Genomic DNA, 23,188 nt, shown 5'->3' with positions numbered 1-23,188 from the left:
ATGAACCTAAGCACTCAGGTTCAATGAACATATTTCTATTTTTTATGTAACAGCATATTTTTTAAATAATTGTGGTCAGTCCAGTGGCTCATTATCACAATGGCGGCTATATGGCTTATCGTTGCCAGCATCGTTAGATTTGCGAACGCTCCATGCAATTCGCTGAGCCAGTCATTTGCCGATAACATGTCCAGTTGTGTTGCCCAGCCGCTAAGTCCTGTTAGGAGGAGGCCAGACCACAAAATCCAGACCATCACAGCTCCAGCTGGGTTGTGCCCTTCATGGTGATCTTCTTTTGTTTCTATAACTTGCTTTATGTGAATAAACGCATTGTGTATTGAAGGCTTAAAGGCAGACAAGCGAGCAGGGGAATGGACAATAAGCCCCCAAATGAGACGAAGGCATATCGTGATCATCAGTAGATAGCCAATCCATTGGTGTGTTTTACTACCTTCTTCTGTTATGAGGTAGTTGGTTAAGAAAGATCCCGCCATAATCCAATGTGTCAAGCGAACAAATAGATCCCATTTGTAAGTTTTAGGCATTTTAGCGTTCCTCTATTTTGTTTATATTATCAAGATTGAAATGGATTTCTGTCGTTTAATTAATCTAAATAAATCCCGCCATTATTAATTCTGTCAGTGTTCGATAAAGGAATTTGCCATATTAATCTTAAGAAAAACTTAAGACATTTAACGCATGAAGATAAAATAGGCGATAGTTTTTCGTTTTACAAAATGAAATGGAACTTATTTCTTTTATCAATGCCTTAACGTATTATCTAATCATTCATTTAATCTTAATAGTTGTTGAAATTTATGCTCAATAAAATCAAACCCTACTTAGGGCCTCTCTATCCGATTGCTGCCGTATTCGTGGTGGGGCTAGTTATCTTTTTTGTTTCTCGTTTAGGACTGGCTATCTGGCATTTTGAACGGGTGAGTGATGCTGGTGGATGGCTCACCATTTTCTTAAGTGGTCTGCGAGTTGATATTGTTTCTCTTTGTTATTTGCTCATTTTACCAGCGTTGTTATCTAGCCTACTGTCTGGCGATCATGCTGTCGGTCGGGTTTGGCATTGGTTTTTACGTGTGTGGATTACCGGCGGTTTGTGGTTGATTGTTTACATGGAAGCAGCAACACCGCCATTTATTATTGAGTACGATCTGCGACCTAATCGAATTTTTATCGAATATCTCATTTATCCCAAAGAAGTTTTCAGTATGCTTTGGAGTGGCTATAAATTTGAACTTTTCCTTGGTGCCGTAGTTTCCACGTTCACACTTTTTGTCGGTTGGAAATGGAGCAAGCAGCTTGTTTCGAACTTAAGCTTTCCTAAATGGTATTGGCGTCCGCTGATTGCTATTTTTGTTGTGGCTATTGGTATTTTGGGGGCGCGTTCTTCACTGGGACACCGTCCATTAAATCCGGCGATGGTGGCTTTTTCTAGTGACCCTTTGGTGAATGATTTAACGTTAAACTCCTCATTTTCAGCGATTTTTGCTGCCAAACAGATGAAATCTGAAGCGAGTGCTTTTGAGTTTTACCCGAAAATGGATAAGCAGGAGATCGTCCAAGAAATTCGTGCATCCATGAATGTCGACAATAAAGACTTTGTCTCTGCACAACAACCTAGCATGGCAATGCATCAAGCGACCTATCAAGGCCAGCCTAAAAATATCGTAATCCTTCTGCTTGAAAGTCACGGTGCACGTTATGTTAGCCGTCTTGGTGGTATCGATGCGTCACCCAATATCGATAAACTGATTGATGAGGGGTGGGCATTCACCCGTTTGTACGCAACGGGAACGCGTTCTGTTCGTGGTATTGAAGCGGTGACCACTGGGTTTTCTCCGACTCCTGCACGTTCGGTGGTCAAGTTAGGTAAAAGCCAAACGAATTTCTTTTCAATTGCGGATTTATTAAAGTCTCGAAATTACCACACACAATTTATTTACGGTGGTGAAAGCCACTTTGACAATATGAAGAGTTTCTTCTTAGGTAACGGTTTTGTCGATATGCAAGACTTCCCAACTTTTGAGTCGCCTAAATATGTTGGTTCATGGGGCGCGTCAGATGAAGATCTCTACAATAAGGCAGATCAGCAATTTACGAAGATGAGTCGTGAAGGTAAACCGTTCTTTAGCTTAGTTTTTAGCTCATCGAACCACAGCCCATTTGAATACCCTGATAACGTGATTGAACCGTATAATGAGCCAAAGCAAACGGTGGAAAATGCGGTGAAATATGCAGACTATGCGCTTGGACAGTTCATTGAAAAAGCGAAAAAGTCATCATATTGGGATAACACGGTGTTTGTTGCTGTGGCAGATCATGATGCTAGAACACAGGGTAATCAGCCTGTACCAGTCGATTACTTCCGAATTCCAGCGGTGATTTTTGGTGGCGGCATTGAACACCGCATTGACGATCGTCTAGTTAGTCAAATTGACCTTGCACCCACACTGCTTTCTTTGGCCGGTATCAGTAGCCAAAACCCAATGATTGGGTTCGATTTAACTCATGATGTTCCTGCTGAGAAGCAGCGAGTAATGATGCAACGAGATAAAAACTATGGCTATATGACAGCAGACAACCAACTGGTTGTTATTCGGCCTGAGCAAGGTATTTCTACTTATCAATATGATTTTAAATCAGATACCCTGACAGAAAAAGAGTTGGATCCAGAAGTGGTTAAACGTGCTCATGCCAATGCTATGTGGGGAAGCTTAGCGTTTAAAGAAAACTACTACACCGCATCTGATTCATATTGATTATATTTTTATCCACTTATAGCGTTATGCGATAAATCAGTACCCAAACGTGGCTGAGAAACATAAACTGGTTGGACTTAAACAAGTTTAGCCAGTTTGTGAGGCGCAAAATGTTAGAAAAAGAGAACCTGATTAAACTTGCGCGTATGCCAATGCCGTTTGGTAAGTATGCAGGGCGAGCGCTTATCGACTTACCAGAAGAGTATTTGCTGTGGTTTGATAAGAAGGGCTTCCCTGAAGGGGAGCTCGGGCGTTTGCTGCAACTTTGCTTAGCGTTGAAAATTGAAGGATTGGATAGCGTGGTTAAGCCACTAAAGCGTATGTGATCTAGTGGCTAACCGCGTTATTTTTTCATCAGTTTGGCGAGATCGGCAAAGGGGTTATAGGTCGCGCTTTGATGATCGTCTAATCTCGCAACAGGCTCAGCGCCAAATCGGTCGTGGTCTGAATATTTAGAGTGCTCATGATCGTGACAATAGAGGCATAAAAGCTCCCAGTTACTGCCATCTTCAGGGTTATTGGTGTGATCGTGATCTTTGTGGTGCACAGTTAATTCTCGTAAATTTGAATAAACGAATTCACGCGCGCAATTGCCACACACCCAAGGGTAAAGTTTAAGTGCTTTTTCTCGGTAACCGCTCTCTTTACGAGCATAATTGGCACTTGAACCATAAAAATCTGACGACATGTTAATTCCAACCATTGATTAAAAATACTTTTTCGATATTAAAAACCAAAAATCTGCGCTAATCAAAGTTTGTGTGATTTATTTTAATGCACGTCCTCACACCTTAGCGTAAGTGTCACTTTTACCACTCAATCTCAATCGGCGTGCCTTCTTTGACTAGGCTCAAAAATTCATCCATTTCTGAGTTAGTCAGTGCAATACAACCATTAGTCCAATCAAAACTTTGCACATATTCTGGTCGTTGCTTGTCGCCATTTTTTAGACCATGGATTTTTATATCACCACCGGGATTGATGTTTAAGCGCTGTGCATGCACTTTATCTTGATGATTCGGGTAACTGATATGAATCGAACGATAATAGCCAGAATCATTACTGATAGCTTCAAGATAGTATCGACCTTCTGGAGTACGTTGATCGCCTTCTTGCTGTTTATGGCCTTTGGGTTCTTTACCCAAGGCAATTCGATACTCTTGAATGATCTGCTGTCCCGAGATTAAGTACATGCGACGCTTAGATTTATCCACTTTGACCAGATCAATCTCAGCCGCTGCGCTGTTGAGTGAAAAACATAGAAACAAAAGTAGCCTAAAGTATCGAGTCATAAGAGAGTGTCAGTACTGATAAGGTGGCAAATAGAGAGACATTATGCAGCGGAAGAATGAACGTGGCTAGTTGTCAATGTTGTCTTGTAAATAAGACAATGCTAAAAATAATAGGGCTAACCATGTAATAAATGGAAACAGAATCTCAAAAATGTAGGTTAACTCTAGGATGTAAAAACATAGAGTGCAAATTTGCGGCCGACTTAACAGTGACTTTCTTAAGAGTTTGATTGCACATGATCTTTTGTCTAATTTTGCAATGAAAATTATTAAAATGTCAGGCCGCTCATATGTTCTCTCGTACTTTACTCAAACAGATTTCTTCTGCTCGCAACCACCGTATGCTCGCGGAAGCAACGTTTGATTTTCTTCAAAGTTTCATTTCTCCCAAATCAATGCGGATCTTTCATGCACCAACATTAAACAAGCGCAATGAGTCATTATTTGAGTACAACTTACCGACTGCTCTGCAAAAGTATCCAAATACCTTTTGGAATTGGGCCGCACAATTTGACACCTCAGATGGTCTAATTCCACTAGCGATCAACACCTGTAATTGGGACTACCGTAGTGTGATGGGCGGTGAGTCTTATCTTTTTATGTTAGATAACCACCCTGATTTAAGAACCTATTTGCTGCTTGAGGCAATTGATAACGTCAACATTCATGCGAAAACAGAATCCGGAGAGCTCGATTGTTTGCAACTGATTGCGGCTCGTTGGCAATGTCTTCGCGCGGAATCTGAAGCGGCAAAGGAGTTTAAAAATAGAGATATCCGCGAAGCAAAGTATTTGGATGAAATTAAACAGCGCGAAATGTTCATTGATAATATGAAGCTGGTTCATCAATTAGCGATTGAACTGGCTAACCCAGACAATTTGGATGCGCTGCACAGAGCGGCCGTTGATGTAACGAAAACACGCTTAGGGTTTGATCGAGCCGCTTTTTTAGTTCTTGATATGAAAAAACGTTGTTTTAGCGGAACTTATGGTACGGATGAAAGCGGAAAAACGGTGAGCGAACACCATACCCAATACGATTTGCACCAGCTAGAAGAAAGTTATTTAAGCGGTCTTTCTGATGATACTAAAAGTTTGGTGCTGATCGACGATGCTCCTCTATACACGGCAGGAAATGTGGTAGGACAAGGGTGGAATGGGATGTTAATCCTACGTGATGGTAATGAAACCATTGGTTGGATCGCGATTGATAACTACATTAATCGACAGCCCATTACTGAATACCAAAAGCAGATGTTGGAATCTTTTGGTTCATTGCTTGCGCAAATTTATATTCGCAAGCGTCAGGAGCAAAATGTTCGCATGTTGCATGCGAGCATGGTTGAACTGTCACGTTGTATGACGGTGAGTGACGTGTGCAAATCGGCGGTCAGTTTTGCGATTAACCGCATGGGTATTGATCGTCTGGCAGTATTTTTGACCGATAAACACTGCTCGTACATTCAAGGAACGTGGGGAACCGATATCCAAGGCAATATCGTGGATGAATCCTATTTCCGTTCTGGAACCACCAATAATATGATTGTTGATATGGCCAAAGCCAATCCCAATGAGGTGGTGTTTGAAGAGTCAGTCCCTATTTATCATGACAGCAACATTGTTGGTTTTGGCTGGACAGCCATGACCATGCTTACCAACAATGGTGAGCCTATCGCTTTCATTGCTGCGGACAATTTGATCCGCCGCTCACCACTGACTTCACAACTGCGAGAAGTGATCCGCATGTTCGCCTCGAATTTAACCGAAGTATTGATGCGCACCAGTGCTCAGCAGGCGATCAGTGAACTGAATGAGAATTTAGAAATTGAGGTGCGTAACCGTACCTATGAGTTACAAAAAGTGAACGACAAACTGGACTTAATGGCCAAAATGGATCCATTAACTCGCCTTGGAAATCGTCGGATGTTATCTCATTTATTGGAACGCATCGGTTCGAGAGTACAAGCGGAGACCGTAAGCTATGGTTTAATTCTGCTTGATATTGATCACTTTGGTTTATTTAATAATTACTACGGTCACTTAGAAGGGGATATTGCTTTGATTCGTATTGGCCATATTCTCAACCAACATGCTCAGGCAGAGAATGAACTCTTTTGCCGAATTGGTGGTGAAGAATTTATATTGTTGGTGGCCAACCGCGATGCAGCAGAAGTGAAAGCGTTGGCTGAAAGCATACGCTTTAGTATTGAACGAGAGCAGATTGAACATAGTGAGAACCCTGATGGTGACTGCTTAAGTGTCTCGATTGGTTACACTATTGCCCAGTACCTTCCCAGTGAACTTAAGTTTGAGGAGATGTACAGCAAAGCGGATAAGGCACTTTACCAAGCAAAAGATAATGGCAGAAACCAAGTCGTTGGTTACTCTGAGCAAAAACACCGTACTCGAAATGATAAAGTCGCCGCGCCAAATTCATAGTGTTGGCGCGACGAGCCATGACAAAAATAATGAGAACAGCAAATTATTCAGTCTGAGAGGTAATATTCAACCGTTGAAACGACGCGTACTTTTTTGATGTAAGGAGTATTGTTATCACGATCCACAATACTAAATTGTCCCTGTGAAGCGCGTTTAATCTTGCCAAGTGAGCTTTGCGAATCTTTGGCAAATTTCTCTGCGACTTCTCTTGCCTGTTTGGTCGCTTCTTCAATCATGTCGGGTTTGATTTCATTCAGTCCAGAGAATGAATAATCAACGCGGTTGTTGTAAGGATCTTGATTAAAAACGATGCCTTGTTTTCCTAAATTGCCGAGCTTATTAATGGCCTCGCGCACTAGGTCAACTTGATTGCTGTACACCGTAATGGTTTGGTTCGCTAAATAACGAAACTCGACTAAATTTTCTCCACCATACTGCTGTGCCTTTTTGTCGATCACCGCTGGCGATGATAGCGAGACACTTTTTTCATCAATGCCTTGTTGAGCTAAAAATGCGGTCACCAGTTGGCTCTGCTTTTCAATCGTGTTGAACATAGTGGGTAAATCATTGTCGGCCACACTAAATTGGATCGGCCAAACAACGGTGTCGGCGGGATATTCTCGCTCTGATAATCCTTTAACGGTCACCACGCGCTCATACTCTTTATATTTCACAGCCGTTTGCTGCACAAAGTAACCGAGGGTTGCGAGCCCGAGTATTAAACTCAAACCGATGATCAATGAAGCGCTACTTTTTATTTGCATGCCTTGTTTTCCTTTTGTTGGCAACAGTCCCAAAATGACTTGAAGTCACAGCGGCTAGTCGTTTGGATATAACAACACACCTTAGATTTGATCTTGTGATTTCGACAGCTATTTTCGGTTAGAGTTTTGCCAGAGATTCTAACTTTTTATGCTGGCGCTTAGTTTGCTTTTTTTGAATGGCATCAATCATAGAGATTAACGCTGAGCCATCCCAATCACTTTTCTGAGGTGCGTACAAAGTTTTAAGTTGCTGGTTGACTTGTGCATCTAGTGCGGTTTTCTCTTCATCACTTAATACGACTGAATCACGCCAGAGGGTGAAGTAATAGCTGATTTTGGCACCATCTTGGCTTTGTACTGCTTCTTTTAACTGTTGATATTGGTGGTCTTCAAGCGGTTGATGATGAGCGTTGGTTTCCTGTGCTGCTGTTTGTGGCGCGTTATGAAATGACCAAGCGACTACCATAGTCGCCATCCATAACAGTGCAAAAAATGCGGTAAAGTAGGGCCAGTATCCTGCATCTTTAACGGTGACGGTTTGTACTGTTGGTGGTGTCAGCACAGAGGTGGATGGGTTGAGTAATTCACCTGGCGAAACCTCTAGCGTTAGTCCTTTGGCTTGCGCGCTTTGCTGAGATTCGTTTTTGGTGTCCCACCAACTGACGGTGAGATCCGCCAGCTCAACCTTACCGACGGTTTTTGGGATGAGTACTTGTTTTAGCGTCATTTGCACATCGCCATTATCTAAGCTTTTAAACTGAGGCTTTTCAGCATAGAGCCGAATTGAGTCTGGATATTGCACTGAGAGGTTAGGCAACTGCGTCTGCGTAAGGCCTTTCACTGTCAGAATCCATTCACGAGTCAACGATTCACCTACTTTGGTTTTAAAGTTCTCGGCGGTGATGATCTGCCCTGTGGCATCTCGCCACGTTTGGTTGAGTGTTAGTTTTGGCGTAGGTAGCCAAGTGCCTTGATAGCTATCTGGTTTCGGCAGTACGGTGAGCGAAAAGGTTTTGGCCGGAATATCGACTTGCAGCAAGCGGGTGCTGCCCGTTTGGTTGTTACCATAGATGAGGCCAGCTTTAAACGCAGGGCCGGATAACGTGAAAGTTCCTGCCTCTTGGGCCGTGACTCTAAATTTTTGGTCTACAACGGTGACTTCAACCCCATCCAATAAGCTTTGGTACTGGTTAGCTTCTCCCTCGGTCGTCAGTTCTAATCCTTGTACAGCGGGTGGCGTAATTTGTGGATTTTGCAGCCTTCTTGGATCAGCTTTGATGATTAGGCGAGCATTGAGAAAAGTGCTTTCACTCGGGTAGAGTTTGCTACGTTCTAGATCGGCTTGTATTTCAACAAGGTCAGATTGCTTGGGCGCTTCACCATCAGCGATAACTTGAATCGCGATCGGTTGAGTAGTTGCCCCATTGACGCTAAAACTAGGAATGGTCAGTATGCCGAGTTTGTTGGCTGCCAACGATACATTCCATTCACTGCGCGTGCTGCGATCGCCATTGATGATGTTCACCGAAGTACCAAAACTTGGGCGGCCAAGAAAAAAATCGTCTTCTAACACCTTAAAGTCGATCGCATCGGTCGATACTTTTTCATCGGCAACAATTCGTAATTGGAATACTTCATTTTTCGCGACCTTATTTTTACTGACGCTGGCGTAAAGTGCAGCCGCGTTAGCGGCCGAGCTCAGTAGAGCAACAGAAACTAGGCTGATAATCGCAGCCCAAAATGAACGCTTGATCGATTTCATACTTACCACTTCTTGCTGTTATTTTGTGGAGGTTGTGCTTGGTCTTCTTGCCGTTGTCTTGCTTGTAGCAACAATTGTGCTTTGAGTAAGCCACTAGGATCTCGTGCACTTTCGACTTGTTCTAGCTTACGAAGTTGCGGGTCAACAGTTTGGCTATCGCTTTGCTGTTGCGATTGCTTCTGTGTTTGCTGCTCAGAGGCTTCTTTGTCACTGACCTCATCTTCGTTGTTCATTGATCCATTTGTTTGAGTCGCTTCAGTCGGCTGTTGAGAGGCAGGCGATTCATCCGCCGTGTTGGCCTTGGATCGCTCACTTTGCTCATCTTTACTTTGTGCCGATTGAGGCGAAGACTGAGAGCCGTCATCTTGCGGTGAGCCATCGCTTTGGTCGTCAGATTTATCTTCTGTTTGTTCGCCATCTTGTTGTTGTGCATCGTTTTTATTCTGTTCATTATTTTTATTTTCCGACCGATTTTGATCTTGATTTGGATCGGAAGGCTCACCAGACTGTTGCTGTTGCTGTTGCTGTTGCTGTTGCTGTTGCTGTTGCTGTTGCTGTTGCTGTTGCTGTTGCTGTTGCTGTTGCTGTTGCTGTTGCTGTTGCTGTTGCTGTTGCTGTTGCTGTTGCTGTTGCTGTGCTTTTTTTACGATTTCCAAATTATGCTGAGCATCTTTATGGTTTGGGTCGCGTTTTAACACCTCTTCATACAAGGTTTGGGCCTTTTCCAATTCTCCATTTTGCGCGTAGGCGTTGGCCAAGTTGTATTGCACTCGCACACTGTCTTGTGGCAGTTGAGAGAGGGTCTCCACCGCTGCCTGATATTCTCCAGCCTGATATTGAGCGATGCCTTTCCACTCTAAGTCTGTAAATTGTTCACTGGCCGCTTGATACTCTTTTGCATCAAAGGCTTTTTTGGCTTGTTGATTGCTATTTAGCCAAGGTGAAGCCTGTACACTATTGCTGTGCAGTATAGGGATGAAGAGCAGTAACAAAGAAAAAATGACGCCACGGCGAAACAAAAGCAAACACGGGATAATGAGGATCAGCACTAACCAATAGCCATTGTTAACGCGCTCTTTCACCATTTGTTGACTCTTGGTTGTACTGTGTGGTTGTTCGTTTTGGTCTAGCTTAGCGATCATTGCAACATCGCTATTGTCTAAGCTGATTGGCGTAAATAATCCATTTATAGTCTGCGCGAGCGACTGCATATTGGCAAAGTTGGTCTTGGCCACCACGGTCTGCCCTTGTGCATTTTTCAGTAAGCTGCCATCGCTGAGCGTAATGGGCGCGCCCGCTTGTGTACCAATGCCTAAGATCACCAATTTCCAACGCGTATTGGTAAGCTGTGTTTCAATCTGAGCTTGCTCTTGTGAGTCGATGTCATCGGTCAATAACACAATGTCACCTTGTGCAAGGCCGGCATTTTTCATCATGTCGATGGCTAATTGAACCGCGCGAGCTGCATCTGCGCCGGGGTAGGGCATAATATCGGGCGATAGATTGGGTACTAAGTTGCTTAGGGTTGCGGTGTCGGTGGTTAATGGGCTAACGGTATAGGCATCACCAGCATAGGCGACAAGCCCTGTACTACCTTCTTGCCATTGCATGAGTAAGTCGAGCGCTTTATAACGCGCTTGCGTTAAGCGGTTGGGTTTTATATCAGTAGCGTACATCGATAGTGACATGTCCATCACTAATACGCGCGCGTTACTATTGCTGTAACTGGGGCGTGTTTGAGATTCAAAACTCGGACCAGCTAGCGCCAGTACTGCGAGCAGCCAACTGATGCTGATGATCACAATGGCCGCGTTATGCTTTTTATCGCTCAAACCCATCGCCTTAGCCAGATGAGGTGCTATCAAAGAGTGTCGTTTGGCACGCAGAGTGAACCAGCCCAGCAGTAGTGCTAAGGGGAATAGTGCGGTTAACCACCAAGGTGTAAGAAAAACAAACTCAGACATGATTTCTCCTTAGTAGCGCTAAGAGTACAGAAAGCGCGAGCGCTATCGCCAACGGATAACCAAACCATTCGCTTTGTGGACGCCAAGTTTGGCTTGCTTGGCTTATGGGTTCTAATTGATTAATGGTGTCGTATATTTTGGCGAGATCTTGGCTATTTCGTGCGCGAAAATATTGGCCACCAGTCATGGTCGCTATTTGTGTTAACGTCTTCTCATCTAAATCTTCCGCGGTATTGATTTTTCGAGTCATAAAAAACTCTTTGACCATCATTTCGCCAGCGCCAACACCGACTGTGTAAATGGTGGCATTGTATTTTTGGGCAATTTTCGCAGCTTCGATTGGGTCGAGCACGCCAGCGGTATTGCTGCCATCGCTGAGTAAAATCATCACCCGCTGTGGGGCATCACTATCGATAAACGTTTTGGTCGCAAGCCCAATCCCTTCACCAATGGCGGTTTGGGTGCCGATCAGCTTAAGGACGGCTTGATTAAGCTGCTGGCGAATGGTGTTTCTATCCAGAGTCAACGGCGTCTGTAGATAGGCGTGATCGGCAAATAAGACTAACCCAAGGCGATCACCTTCGCGCTTGTCAATAAAATCAGAGAGCACATTTTTAACGGCGCTCAAACGATCAATGTACTGATCGCCAAGCAGCATATCTTCTTGGCTCATGGAGTAAGAGAGGTCAACCACCAGCATCAGATCTCGGTGTTTGGGCTGAGCAATAACCGGGTCGCCAAACCACACTGGACGGGCTGCGGCGATCAATACTAAGCACCAAATAATGCTCGCAATGATTTTAGCGATGATCTGGTTTGGTGCTTGACGCTGATTATCTTTAGGAAGGTAGGGCAGGTGAATCGCTGCCCTTTCTTTTGCTGGTGGTAAGAATCGATAAACGACCAGCGGGAGTGGCAGCAGACATAGCATCCACCACCACAATAACTCTATATTTGCCAAAGCCTAGCTATCTCCGTTTTTTAGGCGGCAAAGCATCATTAACCCATTGATAGCAGTGATTAATCAGCTCTTGACTGTTTTCTGTTTTCTGCTTTTGGTATAACGCTTGCTGCCACAATGTTTCATTGGGAACAAAAAGAGGGTAAGAAATTTGTGAATCTAAAAAGGTGTACCACTCTTTGCCGGTAAGATGTGCGATTTCCATACGAGGGTAGTAACAAAGCGCGGCTTGACGAAGTAGCTCAATCGCTGAAGAAGGAGTTAAATGCCCAAATTGGGGGTTGAGTAAACGCAGCGCCGTTTTTTTCGGGGCTAAGCGTTTACGACGCCAACGAATGGCTAACACCAGAATCAGCAGACAGAGCAGTATGCCCGCCGCGCTTGCCCACCATCCCCAAGCCAAGGGAAACCAAGAGGGTAGCTCAGGCAGTTGCATCGCGCTTAAATCTAAAAGTGTAGCTATTGATGATTCCTTCATTCTTTATATCCGGATAGTTGTTGCAACAAAGGTTTCTCACTAGAGAGTGAGGTATAAGAAATTGCCATAGTTTGACTCAATGATTTTAGTTTTTCTTTTTGAGATTCAAAGGCTTTTTTTAACCCTAAGCGCGTACTATTTTTCGAAAAGTTGAGCCAGCTCGTCTGTTGGTCATCGGTTACGCGTTCTACACCGCGAAATTGGGTCTCTCCTTGCTCTAATGGATCGTAAATGTGCACAATTTTTACACGATTATGTCGCTGCAATTGGTTGAGTATTGGTTGTAATGTGGCATTGAAATGGACGAAGTCACTGATCAAAATCACTTCACTGCCTTTAGGGCACAAACGATTCAACGCAGTTAGGCCGCGCTGCATGCTGTGTGATTTCGTTTTATCAAGCTCCAGCAGCTGTTGGTTTTGTAGTGTCACCAACTGTTGCAACAGCTGTAATGGCCCTTTTTGGCGGCTAGTCGGTTTTAACTCAACCAGTGTCGAACCAGTATCAATCACCGCGCCCACTCGGTCCTTGTTGGCAATGCTTAACCAACTGAGCAAGCTTGCCATGTGCGCCGCTTGCACTGATTTGAGCATTAACTGCGATCCAAACTGCATAGAGCGGCTCAGATCAACGTAAAGAATGACGGGTTTTTCTCGTTCTTCACTGAACAGTTTGGTATGAGGCTTTCCCGTACGCGCAGTAACGCGCCAGTCGATGGTCCGAATATCATCTCCTGCTTGGTATTGCCTGACCTCAGCAAAGTCCATTCCTCGGCCGAGTTGCTTGCTCTGATGCTGCCCCAATACTTGCGCCCATAAACTTTTAGCAGGTGGCAGCCAGCGAATAGCGTGCTGCTTGTAAGGCAACAGTTCAGCCAATGAAAGTGTGACACCCGTACTAAACGGTGGAAGTGACTCTTGCATAGTAAACCTTAGTCTTAGTGCTAAGCACTACCAACCAGTGAAAGTAAGTGAGTGATAACTTGGTTGGGATGTACGCCCTCAGCCTGTGCTTGGTAGCTCAATAATAGACGGTGGCGCAAAACCGGAAATACTATCGCTTGAACATCTTCAGGGCTGACAAAATCACGCCCACTGAGCCATGCATGAGCGCGAGCGCATCGATCAAGCGCGATGGTTGCTCGCGGGCTGACGCCCATCTCTAGCCATTGTGCCAACGTGGTATCGTAGTCTGCGGGTTTACGTGTTGCCATGATCAGGCGAATAATATATTGCTCAATAGGTTCGGCCATGTGAATGTTCAGCACTGCTTGTCGAGCACTGAAAATATCGCTTTGGCTTAATGTTGGCGGAGAGATTTTCTCAATTCCCTGCGCTTCCCCGCGGTTCAAACGTAAAATGGCGAGTTCATTTTCAGCGTCTGGATAATCAACGTTTAAATGCAATAAAAAACGATCCAACTGCGCTTCGGGTAGAGGATAAGTACCCTCTTGCTCGATCGGGTTTTGGGTAGCCATCACTAAAAAAAGTTCAGGTAACGGGTAGGTTTTTCGACCTGCCGTGATCTGTTTTTCAGCCATCGCCTCGAGCATCGCAGCTTGTACTTTGGCTGGAGCGCGGTTGATTTCATCAGCCAATACTAATGAGTTAAAAATCGGGCCCGCTTGAAAGGTGAACTCACCTGTTTCAGGGCGGAAGATATCGGTACCGGTTAAATCGGCGGGGAGCAGATCAGGCGTAAATTGGATTCGATGAAAATCACCTTCTATGCAATCGGCGAGTGATTTCACGGCACGGGTTTTTGCAAGGCCAGGAGGCCCCTCGACCAAAATGTGCCCATCAGCAAGAAGTGCAACTAATAACTGTTTAACCAAACCTGTCTGGCCTATGACTTGCTGATTTAAATAGTGTTGTAGCGATTGAAACGCGTGCGATGGCATTGAATGGGTCTCCTGCTGTTTTGCTGAATTAGTAATTTATTGATTCGAAAAGTTCCATGAAAAGTGTGATGCATCAACTGATTGGCGAATTATTATCCATTTGGCGAAACGAAAGAATGTTTGGTCACCATGCTCGACTATGCTTAGGAACAACCATTGTTGGCCATGATCACATTCTACGTGAAGATAAATCGATTCTATCGATAAATTTCTCAAGAGAGAGGGTTTGTTGCCGATACAAAAAAGTTATTCATGACAAGCCAATAATAAAGAGCGCAAATAATGTTCAAACTTAATTCGATGAGTATTAAGCAAAAGGTTGTATTAGGAATTACGTTCGCGGTACTCGCTTCGACGGTTATCGTTGGTGTAATGGCGCAGCGTCAAGCACGAGAGGTACTGGAGCACCGATTAATTGATATCGAACTTCCCTCGTTACTTGATCAAATCAGTAGCCAGATAGATCGAGAAGTATCGCAATTGCTCTTTTCTGCTGAGCAACTAGCCAATAATGAATTCATCAAGCAAGCCGTTCAGACGACCGATATTAATGCTGACGCTGAGGCGATGCTGATTAAGCAGCTCAATAATGTACGCGATCAATATTCGTTAAATGATGCTTCTGTGGCTAACCGAAAAACGGCGTATTACTGGAACCAAAATGGTTTTCTGCGTCAGCTTAATCAACAGCAAGATGGCTGGTTTTTTGGTTTTACGCAATCGGGACAAAAGACCATGGTCAGTATGTTCCAAGAGGCAAGTGGCGAAGTGAAAATGTTTGCCAACTACCAAAATGTCAGTGGCGATACGATGTCTGGTTTGTCGAAATCAATGGATGACATGGTGAACCTGCTCAATGGATTTAAAATCGAGGACACAGGTTTTGTCTTTTTGACCAACTCGAAAGGGGAAGTGCAAATCCATCGCCAAAAAGAGAAAGCTAAAGCCTCATTAACACAATTATACGGCTCAAACGCAAACCAACTATTGAATAAAAGCCGCTTCAACCTGATTTCGACAACCTATCAAAACCAAGATGTTTTTGTCGCTAGTGTCTACGTGAAATCGATGGACTGGTTTGTGATTGGTTCAGTACCTGTGTCGGAAGTCTTCGCCGAATTAAATGCCGTTGCGCAAAAAATGTTGTTCACAACCTTAGCTGTGGCGGGTTTATTTATTTTGATGGGTCTTTTTCTGGCCAATAGTATTGCTAACCCAATTAAACAGATTGCACAACGCTTTACCGATTTAGGTAAAGGCGATGGTGATTTATCGCAACGGATTGAGGTATTGGGCCGCGATGAAATCGCTCAATTATCAGCGGGCTTCAACGGTTTTATTGAGAAGATTCATCAATCGATGAAAGAAGTCGCTTCTACCAGCCATGCATTGCAGTCGGCGGCGGGTCGGGTGTCGGAAAAATCGACGCGAACTCATGACAATAGCCAAGAACAGCGTGACCAAACTATACAAGTGGTGGCGGCGATCAATCAAATGGGGGCCACTATCAGTGAAATTGCTTCTAACGCGGCGACGGCAGCTGAAACAGCAAATCACGCGGCTGATAACACTGAAGTAGGACGTGAAGTGGTAAGCAAAGCCAAAGATGCCATCAGTCGTTTAGCAGCGGATATCGAAAATACGGGTAAAGTGGTGGAGCAGCTAGCATCGACCACTCAAGATATTGGCTCTATTTTAGGTGTTATCCGTGGTATTTCTGAACAAACCAACTTGCTGGCATTAAACGCTGCAATTGAAGCGGCGAGAGCTGGAGAGCAAGGCCGAGGTTTTGCTGTGGTGGCAGACGAAGTACGCAATTTGGCCAGCCGCACGGCCTCTTCAACGGAAGAAATTCAAAAGATGATCAATCAATTACAAAACGATGTAAAAGATGCGGTCTCGGCGATGTCTTCTGGTAAGACTGTTACACAGGAAGGGGTTGACGCTTCCGATGAAGCGGTGAACGTTTTAGTGAATATTTCAAACAGGATCCACGATATTTCCGATCGGAACACTCAGGTTGCCACGGCGACTGAAGAGCAATCAACGGTGGTGCACACAATCAATCAAAATATTGAAGAGATCAACGCCATCAATGAAGTGACCACCAGCACCGCAGAAGAGTTGGCAGAAGCGAGCCAAGAGCTGCGTGATCTGTCTGGCCGTTTAGATAAAATGGTGGGTAGCTTTAAGCTCTAGAATCATGAGGGGGAAATCGGTACACTTCCCCCATTATGTTTATGTTTAGGTAAGTAAAATGAGTGATTTCGAAAAAGAGTTAGCACAATTGTCGCAACAGGTGGCGGGTGAACCTGAAGTGAAACTGCCTTCGTTGGAAGAGCAAAAAGCGATTGTGGCTGAGCTTAAGCAGCTAGAAGCGGAAGGCAAGTTGACGCCAGAAGTGCTGGAAAAGCATTTTGGGCAATTCTTTACAGAAACGGATACCCCCGTCCATTAATTCAAACCCACTTTATTTAATTTAGAGCACACAAGTTTATTTAGAGTACACAATAGTATTTAGAGTACACAATAGTATTTAGGGCACACAGTAGTGGTGCCCTTTTTTATCAGAAAACGTTATTGAGTCATAGGAAGCTGTTGCGCGATATCTTCTAGTGCCTGTTGAAGGATCTCTGTCGTTTGCGCGCCTGAGATAAGATGGCGTTGCTCAATGATCAAGGCTGGCACAGCTTGAATTCCTGCCTCTAACCACTGTTGCTCTGTGACAGAAACGGTTTTCGCCCACGACTCATCAGTTAAAACTGCGCGGCAGATTTCTCTGTCTAAACCAAGGCTCTGTACTAGGTCGAGCAAGACATCATCGTCATCTAAGGCTTGCCCGAAAGTGAAATAAGCACGAAATAGTGCCATTTCCAGCTCTAATTGTTTTCCTTGGCTATTCGCCCACATTAATAATTGATGCGCTTTACGGGTATTATAAATACGCATGTCGTCACTGAAGTTGAATTGAAAGCCGACTTCTTGCCCTAGGGCGCTGAGGGTTTGGCGTGCTTGTAAACTTGCTTCTATCGACGTGCCATATTTTTTGGCTAAATGTTGCTGTAGGTGTTCACCACCTATAGGCATAGCAGGGTTGAGTTCAAAAGGGTGCCAATGGATGTCTGCATCGATCGTATCGCTGAGAGCCAGCAGCGCTTGCTCTAACCGTTTATACCCAATGATGCACCAAGGGCAGACAACATCTGACACGATATCAATGCGTAGTTTTTTCATTTTCTTCCCTACCGCGATTGGCAATTCACTGACCTTAATTATAGCGAGATTATCAGCATAAACTGTGACTTGTTGTGTAGCCCTTTGGAAAGCTAGGCGCTTTTTTATCGCTCTACGCCTTTTCTCTCATACAAACAATATTGCAATAAGGCTGATGGAATTGCTGAAACGCTCTCTATACTCTAAAAACGTTAAATGCAGAGAATTAAACTGCGCTTTGAGAAACAAGTGATGTATTGTGAGGTTTCGCCTCTTTCAACTTGTGAGTTAACCATGATGAACAGGGACATTGACGTATGACAAATGTTCAACCAACCGATGTGATTTTGCATGCTTTTGATTGGCCGTATCGTTTAGTCGCTGAGCGTGCAGAGCAAATTTTCCAACTGGGTTATAAAACGGTGTTGATTTCACCGCCGATGAAATCGTTCAAAACCGCTCAAGGTACAAAATGGTGGCAACGTTACCAGCCGCAAGATTATCGCATCATTGATAATCAACTAGGCAATACCCATGATTTTAAACAGATGGTTGAAACCTTAACCGCATTAGGCTTGCGAATTTATGCCGATGTAGTGTTCAACCATATGGCCAACGAATCCAAATTGCGTTTGGATTTACAATACCCGAGCGCACAAGACTTAGCTTCCTACCAGAATAAAAGCGATGAGTACCACGCGCTGCGCCTCTTTGGTGATCTGACCCAGCCACTCTTTGATAAAGATGACTTTGTGGAAGCGTTTGGCATAAAAGATTGGAAGGATCGTTGGCAAGTGCAAAATGGCCGCATTACTGGAGGGGCGCATGACCCGGGCCTACCGACGTTGCGTGATAATGAACATGTGGTTGTGCAACAACAGGCTTATTTAAGGGCATTGAAAGCGTTAGGAGTCAAAGGATTTCGAATTGATGCTGCTAAGCATATGTCTATTGAGCATTTGAAGAAAGTATGGACCGATGACATTACGCAAGGCATGCATATTTTTGGCGAGATCATTACTGATGGCGGTGCAACCAAAGAAGAGTACCAACTTTTTCTCGAGCCTTATCTGCAAGAAACAAAGTTGGGTGCTTATGATTTTCCACTATTTCAAACGGTATACGATGCGTTACAAACAAAAGGTAGCCTGAAATGGCTGATTGACCCTTATTGTTTTGGTCAGGCGCTTTCCAACAACCGAGCGATTACGTTCACCATTACGCATGATATCCCCAACAACGCTGTGTTTGCCGACCTCGTCATGGATGAAGCCTTAGAAAATATCGCCTACAGCTACATTCTTGGTCGCGATGGGGGAGTGCCATTAATTTACACCGATTTAAACACCAGTGGCATTTTGAACCATGCTGGTCTTCCGCGCTGGCAAGAGGCATGGTGTTCGCCACAAATGGCGGCGTGTATTGCTTTTCATAATAAAATGCATGCGTTGCCAATGAAAACGCTAGAAGCGAGTGATGACTTGTTAGTGTTCAGCCGCGGTAAGGAAGGGATAGTGGTTTTGAACAAATCTCAACGCAGTCAGCGCGTTGAAATTGATTGGACAAATCCAATGCTAGAATTGTTTACGAAGCAGCAGTATCAACCCAATAACCAAAAGATTGTCATGGATATCGCCGCTCGCTCTAGCGCCATGCTTTGTCGGCTATCAAATGTCTGATGGTGAATAAAACGGTGACTCGTTAGAAAAGTAAAGGCGCGTAATCAGCGCCTTTACTGAGTCTACCCAGTTGCTGCGGTAGAGGATTAAACGATAAATTTATTCAATATAGCATCTTGCTCTCTGATATTTTCGGTTTGAGCTTGCATGGCTATGTTGGCATTGTCAGCGGCGTCTGCAACTTGAACGGAAAGATCTTTGATCTTAACCGTGTTGTTGTTGATCTCTTCTGCTACCAAGCTTTGTTCTTCGGCTGCCGAAGCTATTTGGATATTCATATCACTAATTTGCTGAATAGCATCGCGGATTTTCAGCAGAGCATTATTCGCTTCTTCGGCACGATTGACCGCCTCAGCTGCCGTTGTTTTACTCTGATTCATCGCATTGGCAACAGAAGTAGCGCTCGACTGCAACTTCTCAATCATATTACGGATCTCCGTCGTGGATTGCTGCGTTCTTTGCGCCAGCGTACGCACTTCGTCTGCAACGACCGCAAAGCCTCGGCCTGACTCTCCAGCCCGAGCCGCCTCTATCGCTGCGTTTAGTGCCAGCAAGTTGGTTTGGTCGGCAATGTCGTTGATCACTTTCAAAATGGTTTCGATGTTTGCCGTTGCATTTTCTAGTGCACTTACCTCTGTTACTGCTTCATCAATACGCGTCGAAAGATTATCAATCGCTTGAGTGGTTTGGGTCACAACATTGGTACCAAATTCTGTCGCATCATCAGCATCTTTTGCCGCCGACGCCGCGCCTTGCGCGTTGTTGGCGACATCGCCAGAAGTGGTGGCCATCTCATGCATGGCTGTGGCTAATTGCTCAAGTTCATGGAGTTGATCACGCATCGCTTCGGCCGATTCTTGCAACCCCATCGAGGTCATTTCCGAACCGCGTAAAATTTCTGAACCGATGGCTTTAGACTGGGTAATTTGTTGTTGTAAGGCTTCAGTAAAGGTATTGAAACCGACCGCTAATACCGAGAATTCTTTATCCGTGTCGGTGGCTAAGCGTTGGGTTAAGTCACCACTACCAGAGGCAACGTTCTGTATTGCATTATTAAGTGCATCAAGCGGTTTCATCAACAGACGGATAAGCACAAGCAGTATCGCAATACTGAAGACTAAAGCGATTAACGTATAGATGATCGAACTGTTGCGCAGTGTTGCTAAAGACGCATAGGCGATCTCTTCATCCAAAACGACACCGACATACCAATTCTCTCCGGGTACTTTTGAAAAATCGAGTGTGTAGTGTTTGCCATCAATCAGCACTTGTTTAGGCTCTTCGGCGATAACGGCATTGCCTAAGTATTCTTTCATTGGCTTGCCGTTCATCTCTGCTCGGGGGTGGGCTATGGTTGTGCCGTCGGATGAAACAATAAACACATAGCCTGCATCAAATAATTTTACGGTGTTGACCAATTCTGCTAACCCAGCAAGGCTAACATCGTAGAAGATGGCGCCGATAAATTTGCCGTTATCTTTAACTGGGGTAGCAATAGACACCAATATTTCATTAGTGGCAGAGTCGGCGTAAGGTGCAGTAATAATCAGTTTGTCGGCATTTTTTGCATCAATATACCAAGGGCGCACGCGTGGATTCCATGATGCGCCTGGGTTCCAAGTAGGATCATTACTTATGTAAGAGCCATCGCTCTCAAAACCGACCCCAGCCAGTAAAAAAGTTTGTTTGACAATCGGCCTTGTGATGACCTTAGACATACTTTCTCGGTTAATGTCTACTTCCAACATGCTGGTGGCGTAAGCGGCAATGGCCTTGCGGCTATTGATCTCTGCACCAGCTGTATTGCTAACCCCATCCACTATTTCAGTTACACTCGCTTCAACTTGTGACTTCACTTCTTTTTGGACGGTGAAGTATTGTTGTATCGTCAGCAGAGTAACGGTGACCAACAGCAGCAAAGATGACGCCGTGACGATCTTATGGCTGAATTTCATGGCAATCCCTTCCATCAATAAATATTAATATTATTAATAAATGTATAGTTAGGGATTAATCATTCAGCCAGTAAACAATCCATTTTTAATCGAAAAATTACAAATTTCGCCCGAGAACTAAAAGCGCAAGTTGTTGGCACTCTTGTTCATTTCCTTGGAAAAGCTCATCGACGATTTGGTTCAACTTGATGCCAGACAGTTTGCGCTTTTGTGCCTCACGAACACGTAGTGCTATTTGACATTCAATTGGTAGCTCACTTACTTGATGTGGTTGCCACGCTGATAGCTTTTCGCTGAAGTTGTTTAACGATAATTTGGGTTTAAAATGCGTGGCTTCACTTTTTAGTACATGAAGAAGGTGCGAATAGATTTCATCGTTAGGTTGACATTGACTCAGGTGATCACAAGCGGCTTGGCTCAGTTCAGATAAGGTGACGTAACCCGCTTGATGGGAAAAATCGGCGGTTAAACGTACTGAAAAATCGACACGCTGCCACTGCGTATTAGGAAAAATAGTCAGCGAGCATAAACAGTCAAAAGGGATCCAAAAACTCTGTTTTGCTTCAACTGAATATTCATGTTTGCCAAGTTTACACAGTACTAATCCGCTCATTACTCGAATCAAACTGTGTTTGATGACTTTCTTGCGAGGGGTGACAACTAAGTTAGCAGACAGTAAGGCTTCAAATTGAATCGCGTAGTTCATGGTACTTCTCACTGATTTTGGGGCGCTAAGAGTACCTTGTCTCACAGAAAATGCCAAATATGCGAACTAAAATCACCTTATTCTGGTCTGACCTTAGTGAATCTGTTACGACTGTAGCTGCGAGCTACGTCAACTATGCGTAGAATGAGCCAGCTTTTTATTTGATGTATGAATATATGACCACCACAACTGATCCTTATGTAGATATCCGTCCTTACAACGACGATGAGATTCCAGCGGCTATTGACCGTTTAATCAATGATGAAGAATTTATCTCAGCTATTTTGCAACATCGTTTTGACAAACGATCTGCTTGGCTAAAATCGATACTGAGCCCTTTTGTAAAAGCATACTTAAAGTTTAAATGGGCCAAACTCACGTCCGTGGAAGCAATCCAACTTGAAGTGAAGAAATACCTCACGAAAACGCTAGAATCAACGACACAAGGTGTCACCTTCAGTGGTCTCGATAAATTGGATAAACAGACGGCTTATTTATTTATTTCGAACCACCGTGATATCGCGATGGACCCAGCATTGGTCAATTATGGTCTGTATATGTCTGGGCATAAAACTGTGCGTATTGCGATTGGTGATAACTTATTGAAAAAGCCTTGTGCTACAGAGCTGATGCGTCTTAATAAGAGCTTTATTGTGAAACGCTCGGCTAAAGGCCCGCGCGAGATGATGAAAGCGCTCAGTACCTTATCTGCCTACATTAAACACTCACTTGAAACTGGAAATTCTATCTGGATAGCGCAAAAAGAGGGACGAGCAAAAGATGGTAACGATTTTACCGATCCGGCCATTTTGAAAATGTTCCATGTGGAAGGGCGCAAGCAGAAAATAGAGTTTGCTCAGTATATTCAATCGCTCAAAATTGTCCCGGTCGCGATTTCATATGAAAACGATCCGTGCGATATGGCCAAAGCGTGTGAGTTGTATGAAAAAGCGACGCATGGGCGTTATGAAAAAGGGGAATTTGAAGATATTGAAAGCATTGTCCAAGGCATTGTCGGTGAGAAAGGCCGAGTGCATGTTGGTTTTGGTGAAGTGATTACTCAAGCATTTGAAACGCCAGAAGCATTGGCGCAAGAGATCGATCGCCAAATTCACGCAAACTACAAATTATTCCCGATCAATAAGTTAGCGGCTGGGATAGAAAGTAGTGATATCACGCCAGATATCCGCGCTCACTTAGAAAGCAAGCTGACCCAAATCCCTGAAGGGGCACAGCGTTATTTACTCGATAGTTACGCCAACCCAGTAAAGAATCAGCAATAATCATTAAACGATGAAGAGA

The 23,188-nt window shown here is 44.2% G+C and carries 20 protein-coding genes; 7 read left to right on the top strand and 13 right to left on the bottom strand.

The annotated features are described in order from the left end of the window. Positions 1–35: 35 nt before the first annotated feature. Positions 36–545: a cytochrome b/b6 domain-containing protein gene (locus tag AACT18_RS00520; protein ID WP_094145934.1), complete on the bottom strand. Its 510-nt coding sequence runs from the start codon at positions 543–545 to the stop codon at positions 36–38. Positions 546–818: 273 nt separating this feature from the next. Here AACT18_RS00520 and AACT18_RS00515 point away from each other — a divergent pair, with 273 nt between their 5' ends. Beyond that, complete coding sequence (locus tag AACT18_RS00515) at positions 819–2,774, top strand: LTA synthase family protein (RefSeq protein WP_088729693.1); 1,956 nt, start codon at positions 819–821, stop codon at positions 2,772–2,774. A gap of 110 nt (positions 2,775–2,884) precedes the next feature. Continuing rightward, positions 2,885–3,100: a DUF3820 family protein gene (locus tag AACT18_RS00510; RefSeq protein ID WP_026028221.1), complete on the top strand. Its 216-nt coding sequence runs from the start codon at positions 2,885–2,887 to the stop codon at positions 3,098–3,100. A 17-nt stretch (positions 3,101–3,117) separates the two neighbouring features. Here AACT18_RS00510 and AACT18_RS00505 read toward each other — a convergent pair whose 3' ends face one another. Then, complete coding sequence (locus tag AACT18_RS00505; RefSeq protein WP_010318547.1) at positions 3,118–3,462, bottom strand: YajD family HNH nuclease; 345 nt, start codon at positions 3,460–3,462, stop codon at positions 3,118–3,120. A 121-nt stretch (positions 3,463–3,583) separates the two neighbouring features. After that, positions 3,584–4,066 carry a L,D-transpeptidase family protein gene (locus AACT18_RS00500; RefSeq protein ID WP_013868005.1) on the bottom strand — a complete coding sequence of 161 codons (483 nt, stop codon included), beginning with the start codon at positions 4,064–4,066 and terminating at the stop codon, positions 3,584–3,586. A 290-nt stretch (positions 4,067–4,356) separates the two neighbouring features. Between AACT18_RS00500 and AACT18_RS00495 the strand changes: the two genes are divergently transcribed. Next, complete coding sequence (locus tag AACT18_RS00495; protein ID WP_094125438.1) at positions 4,357–6,504, top strand: GGDEF domain-containing protein; 2,148 nt, start codon at positions 4,357–4,359, stop codon at positions 6,502–6,504. 47 nt (positions 6,505–6,551) lie between these two features. On the opposite strand, the gene AACT18_RS00490 is transcribed toward AACT18_RS00495, so the two are convergent. From AACT18_RS00490 to AACT18_RS00460, 7 genes are all read right to left on the bottom strand, one after another. Continuing rightward, on the bottom strand, positions 6,552–7,268 hold the full coding sequence (locus AACT18_RS00490) for an SIMPL domain-containing protein (protein WP_026027736.1): 717 nt from the start codon (positions 7,266–7,268) through the stop codon (positions 6,552–6,554). A 118-nt stretch (positions 7,269–7,386) separates the two neighbouring features. Beyond that, positions 7,387–9,039 (bottom strand): BatD family protein, encoded by a 1,653-nt coding sequence (locus AACT18_RS00485; protein ID WP_094125439.1) that lies wholly within the window; start codon positions 9,037–9,039, stop codon positions 7,387–7,389. After that, positions 9,033–10,994 carry a vWA domain-containing protein gene (locus AACT18_RS00480; RefSeq protein WP_094146626.1) on the bottom strand — a complete coding sequence of 654 codons (1,962 nt, stop codon included), beginning with the start codon at positions 10,992–10,994 and terminating at the stop codon, positions 9,033–9,035. The genes AACT18_RS00485 and AACT18_RS00480 overlap by 7 nt, the downstream gene beginning before the upstream one ends. Further along, complete coding sequence (locus AACT18_RS00475) at positions 10,987–11,955, bottom strand: vWA domain-containing protein (RefSeq protein ID WP_094125441.1); 969 nt, start codon at positions 11,953–11,955, stop codon at positions 10,987–10,989. Before AACT18_RS00475 ends, AACT18_RS00480 begins: the two co-directional genes overlap by 8 nt. A 7-nt stretch (positions 11,956–11,962) precedes the next feature. Then, on the bottom strand, positions 11,963–12,433 hold the full coding sequence (locus tag AACT18_RS00470; RefSeq protein ID WP_013867999.1) for a DUF4381 domain-containing protein: 471 nt from the start codon (positions 12,431–12,433) through the stop codon (positions 11,963–11,965). Continuing rightward, on the bottom strand, positions 12,430–13,356 hold the full coding sequence (locus tag AACT18_RS00465; protein WP_017048975.1) for a DUF58 domain-containing protein: 927 nt from the start codon (positions 13,354–13,356) through the stop codon (positions 12,430–12,432). The genes AACT18_RS00470 and AACT18_RS00465 overlap by 4 nt, the downstream gene beginning before the upstream one ends. A gap of 20 nt (positions 13,357–13,376) precedes the next feature. Next, on the bottom strand, positions 13,377–14,333 hold the full coding sequence (locus AACT18_RS00460) for an AAA family ATPase (RefSeq protein ID WP_094125442.1): 957 nt from the start codon (positions 14,331–14,333) through the stop codon (positions 13,377–13,379). Between the two features lie 282 nt (positions 14,334–14,615). Here AACT18_RS00460 and AACT18_RS00455 point away from each other — a divergent pair, with 282 nt between their 5' ends. Together AACT18_RS00455 and AACT18_RS00450 are read left to right on the top strand one after the other, a co-directional pair. Beyond that, on the top strand, positions 14,616–16,532 hold the full coding sequence (locus AACT18_RS00455) for a methyl-accepting chemotaxis protein (protein ID WP_094125443.1): 1,917 nt from the start codon (positions 14,616–14,618) through the stop codon (positions 16,530–16,532). A gap of 58 nt (positions 16,533–16,590) precedes the next feature. After that, on the top strand, positions 16,591–16,791 hold the full coding sequence (locus AACT18_RS00450) for a restriction endonuclease subunit S (protein ID WP_013867995.1): 201 nt from the start codon (positions 16,591–16,593) through the stop codon (positions 16,789–16,791). Positions 16,792–16,910: 119 nt separating this feature from the next. On the opposite strand, the gene AACT18_RS00445 is transcribed toward AACT18_RS00450, so the two are convergent. Continuing rightward, the gene (locus AACT18_RS00445) at positions 16,911–17,591 is read right to left on the bottom strand and encodes a DsbA family oxidoreductase (RefSeq protein WP_013867994.1); all 681 of its coding nucleotides are present in this window, start codon (positions 17,589–17,591) and stop codon (positions 16,911–16,913) included. A 272-nt stretch (positions 17,592–17,863) separates the two neighbouring features. On the opposite strand from AACT18_RS00445, the gene AACT18_RS00440 reads away from it, so the two are divergent. Next, positions 17,864–19,225 (top strand): alpha-amylase family protein, encoded by a 1,362-nt coding sequence (locus tag AACT18_RS00440; RefSeq protein WP_094123592.1) that lies wholly within the window; start codon positions 17,864–17,866, stop codon positions 19,223–19,225. A gap of 86 nt (positions 19,226–19,311) precedes the next feature. Here AACT18_RS00440 and AACT18_RS00435 read toward each other — a convergent pair whose 3' ends face one another. Both AACT18_RS00435 and AACT18_RS00430 read right to left on the bottom strand, forming a co-directional pair. Continuing rightward, complete coding sequence (locus AACT18_RS00435) at positions 19,312–21,180, bottom strand: methyl-accepting chemotaxis protein (RefSeq protein WP_094146625.1); 1,869 nt, start codon at positions 21,178–21,180, stop codon at positions 19,312–19,314. Between the two features lie 97 nt (positions 21,181–21,277). Next, a complete protein-coding gene (locus tag AACT18_RS00430) occupies positions 21,278–21,886 on the bottom strand; it encodes a hypothetical protein (RefSeq protein ID WP_017043337.1) in 609 nt (202 codons plus the stop codon). Positions 21,887–22,062: 176 nt separating this feature from the next. Between AACT18_RS00430 and AACT18_RS00425 the strand changes: the two genes are divergently transcribed. Continuing rightward, a complete protein-coding gene (locus AACT18_RS00425; protein WP_026028217.1) occupies positions 22,063–23,169 on the top strand; it encodes a 1-acyl-sn-glycerol-3-phosphate acyltransferase in 1,107 nt (368 codons plus the stop codon). Positions 23,170–23,188 lie beyond the last annotated feature (19 nt).

It is taken from the genome of Vibrio sp. V04_P4A5T148 (genome assembly GCF_963875605.1).
GTDB lineage: Bacteria > Pseudomonadota > Gammaproteobacteria > Enterobacterales > Vibrionaceae > Vibrio > Vibrio anguillarum.
Note: the sequence above shows the minus strand (reverse complement) of the source record. Positions and strands in the feature narration are given on the sequence as shown.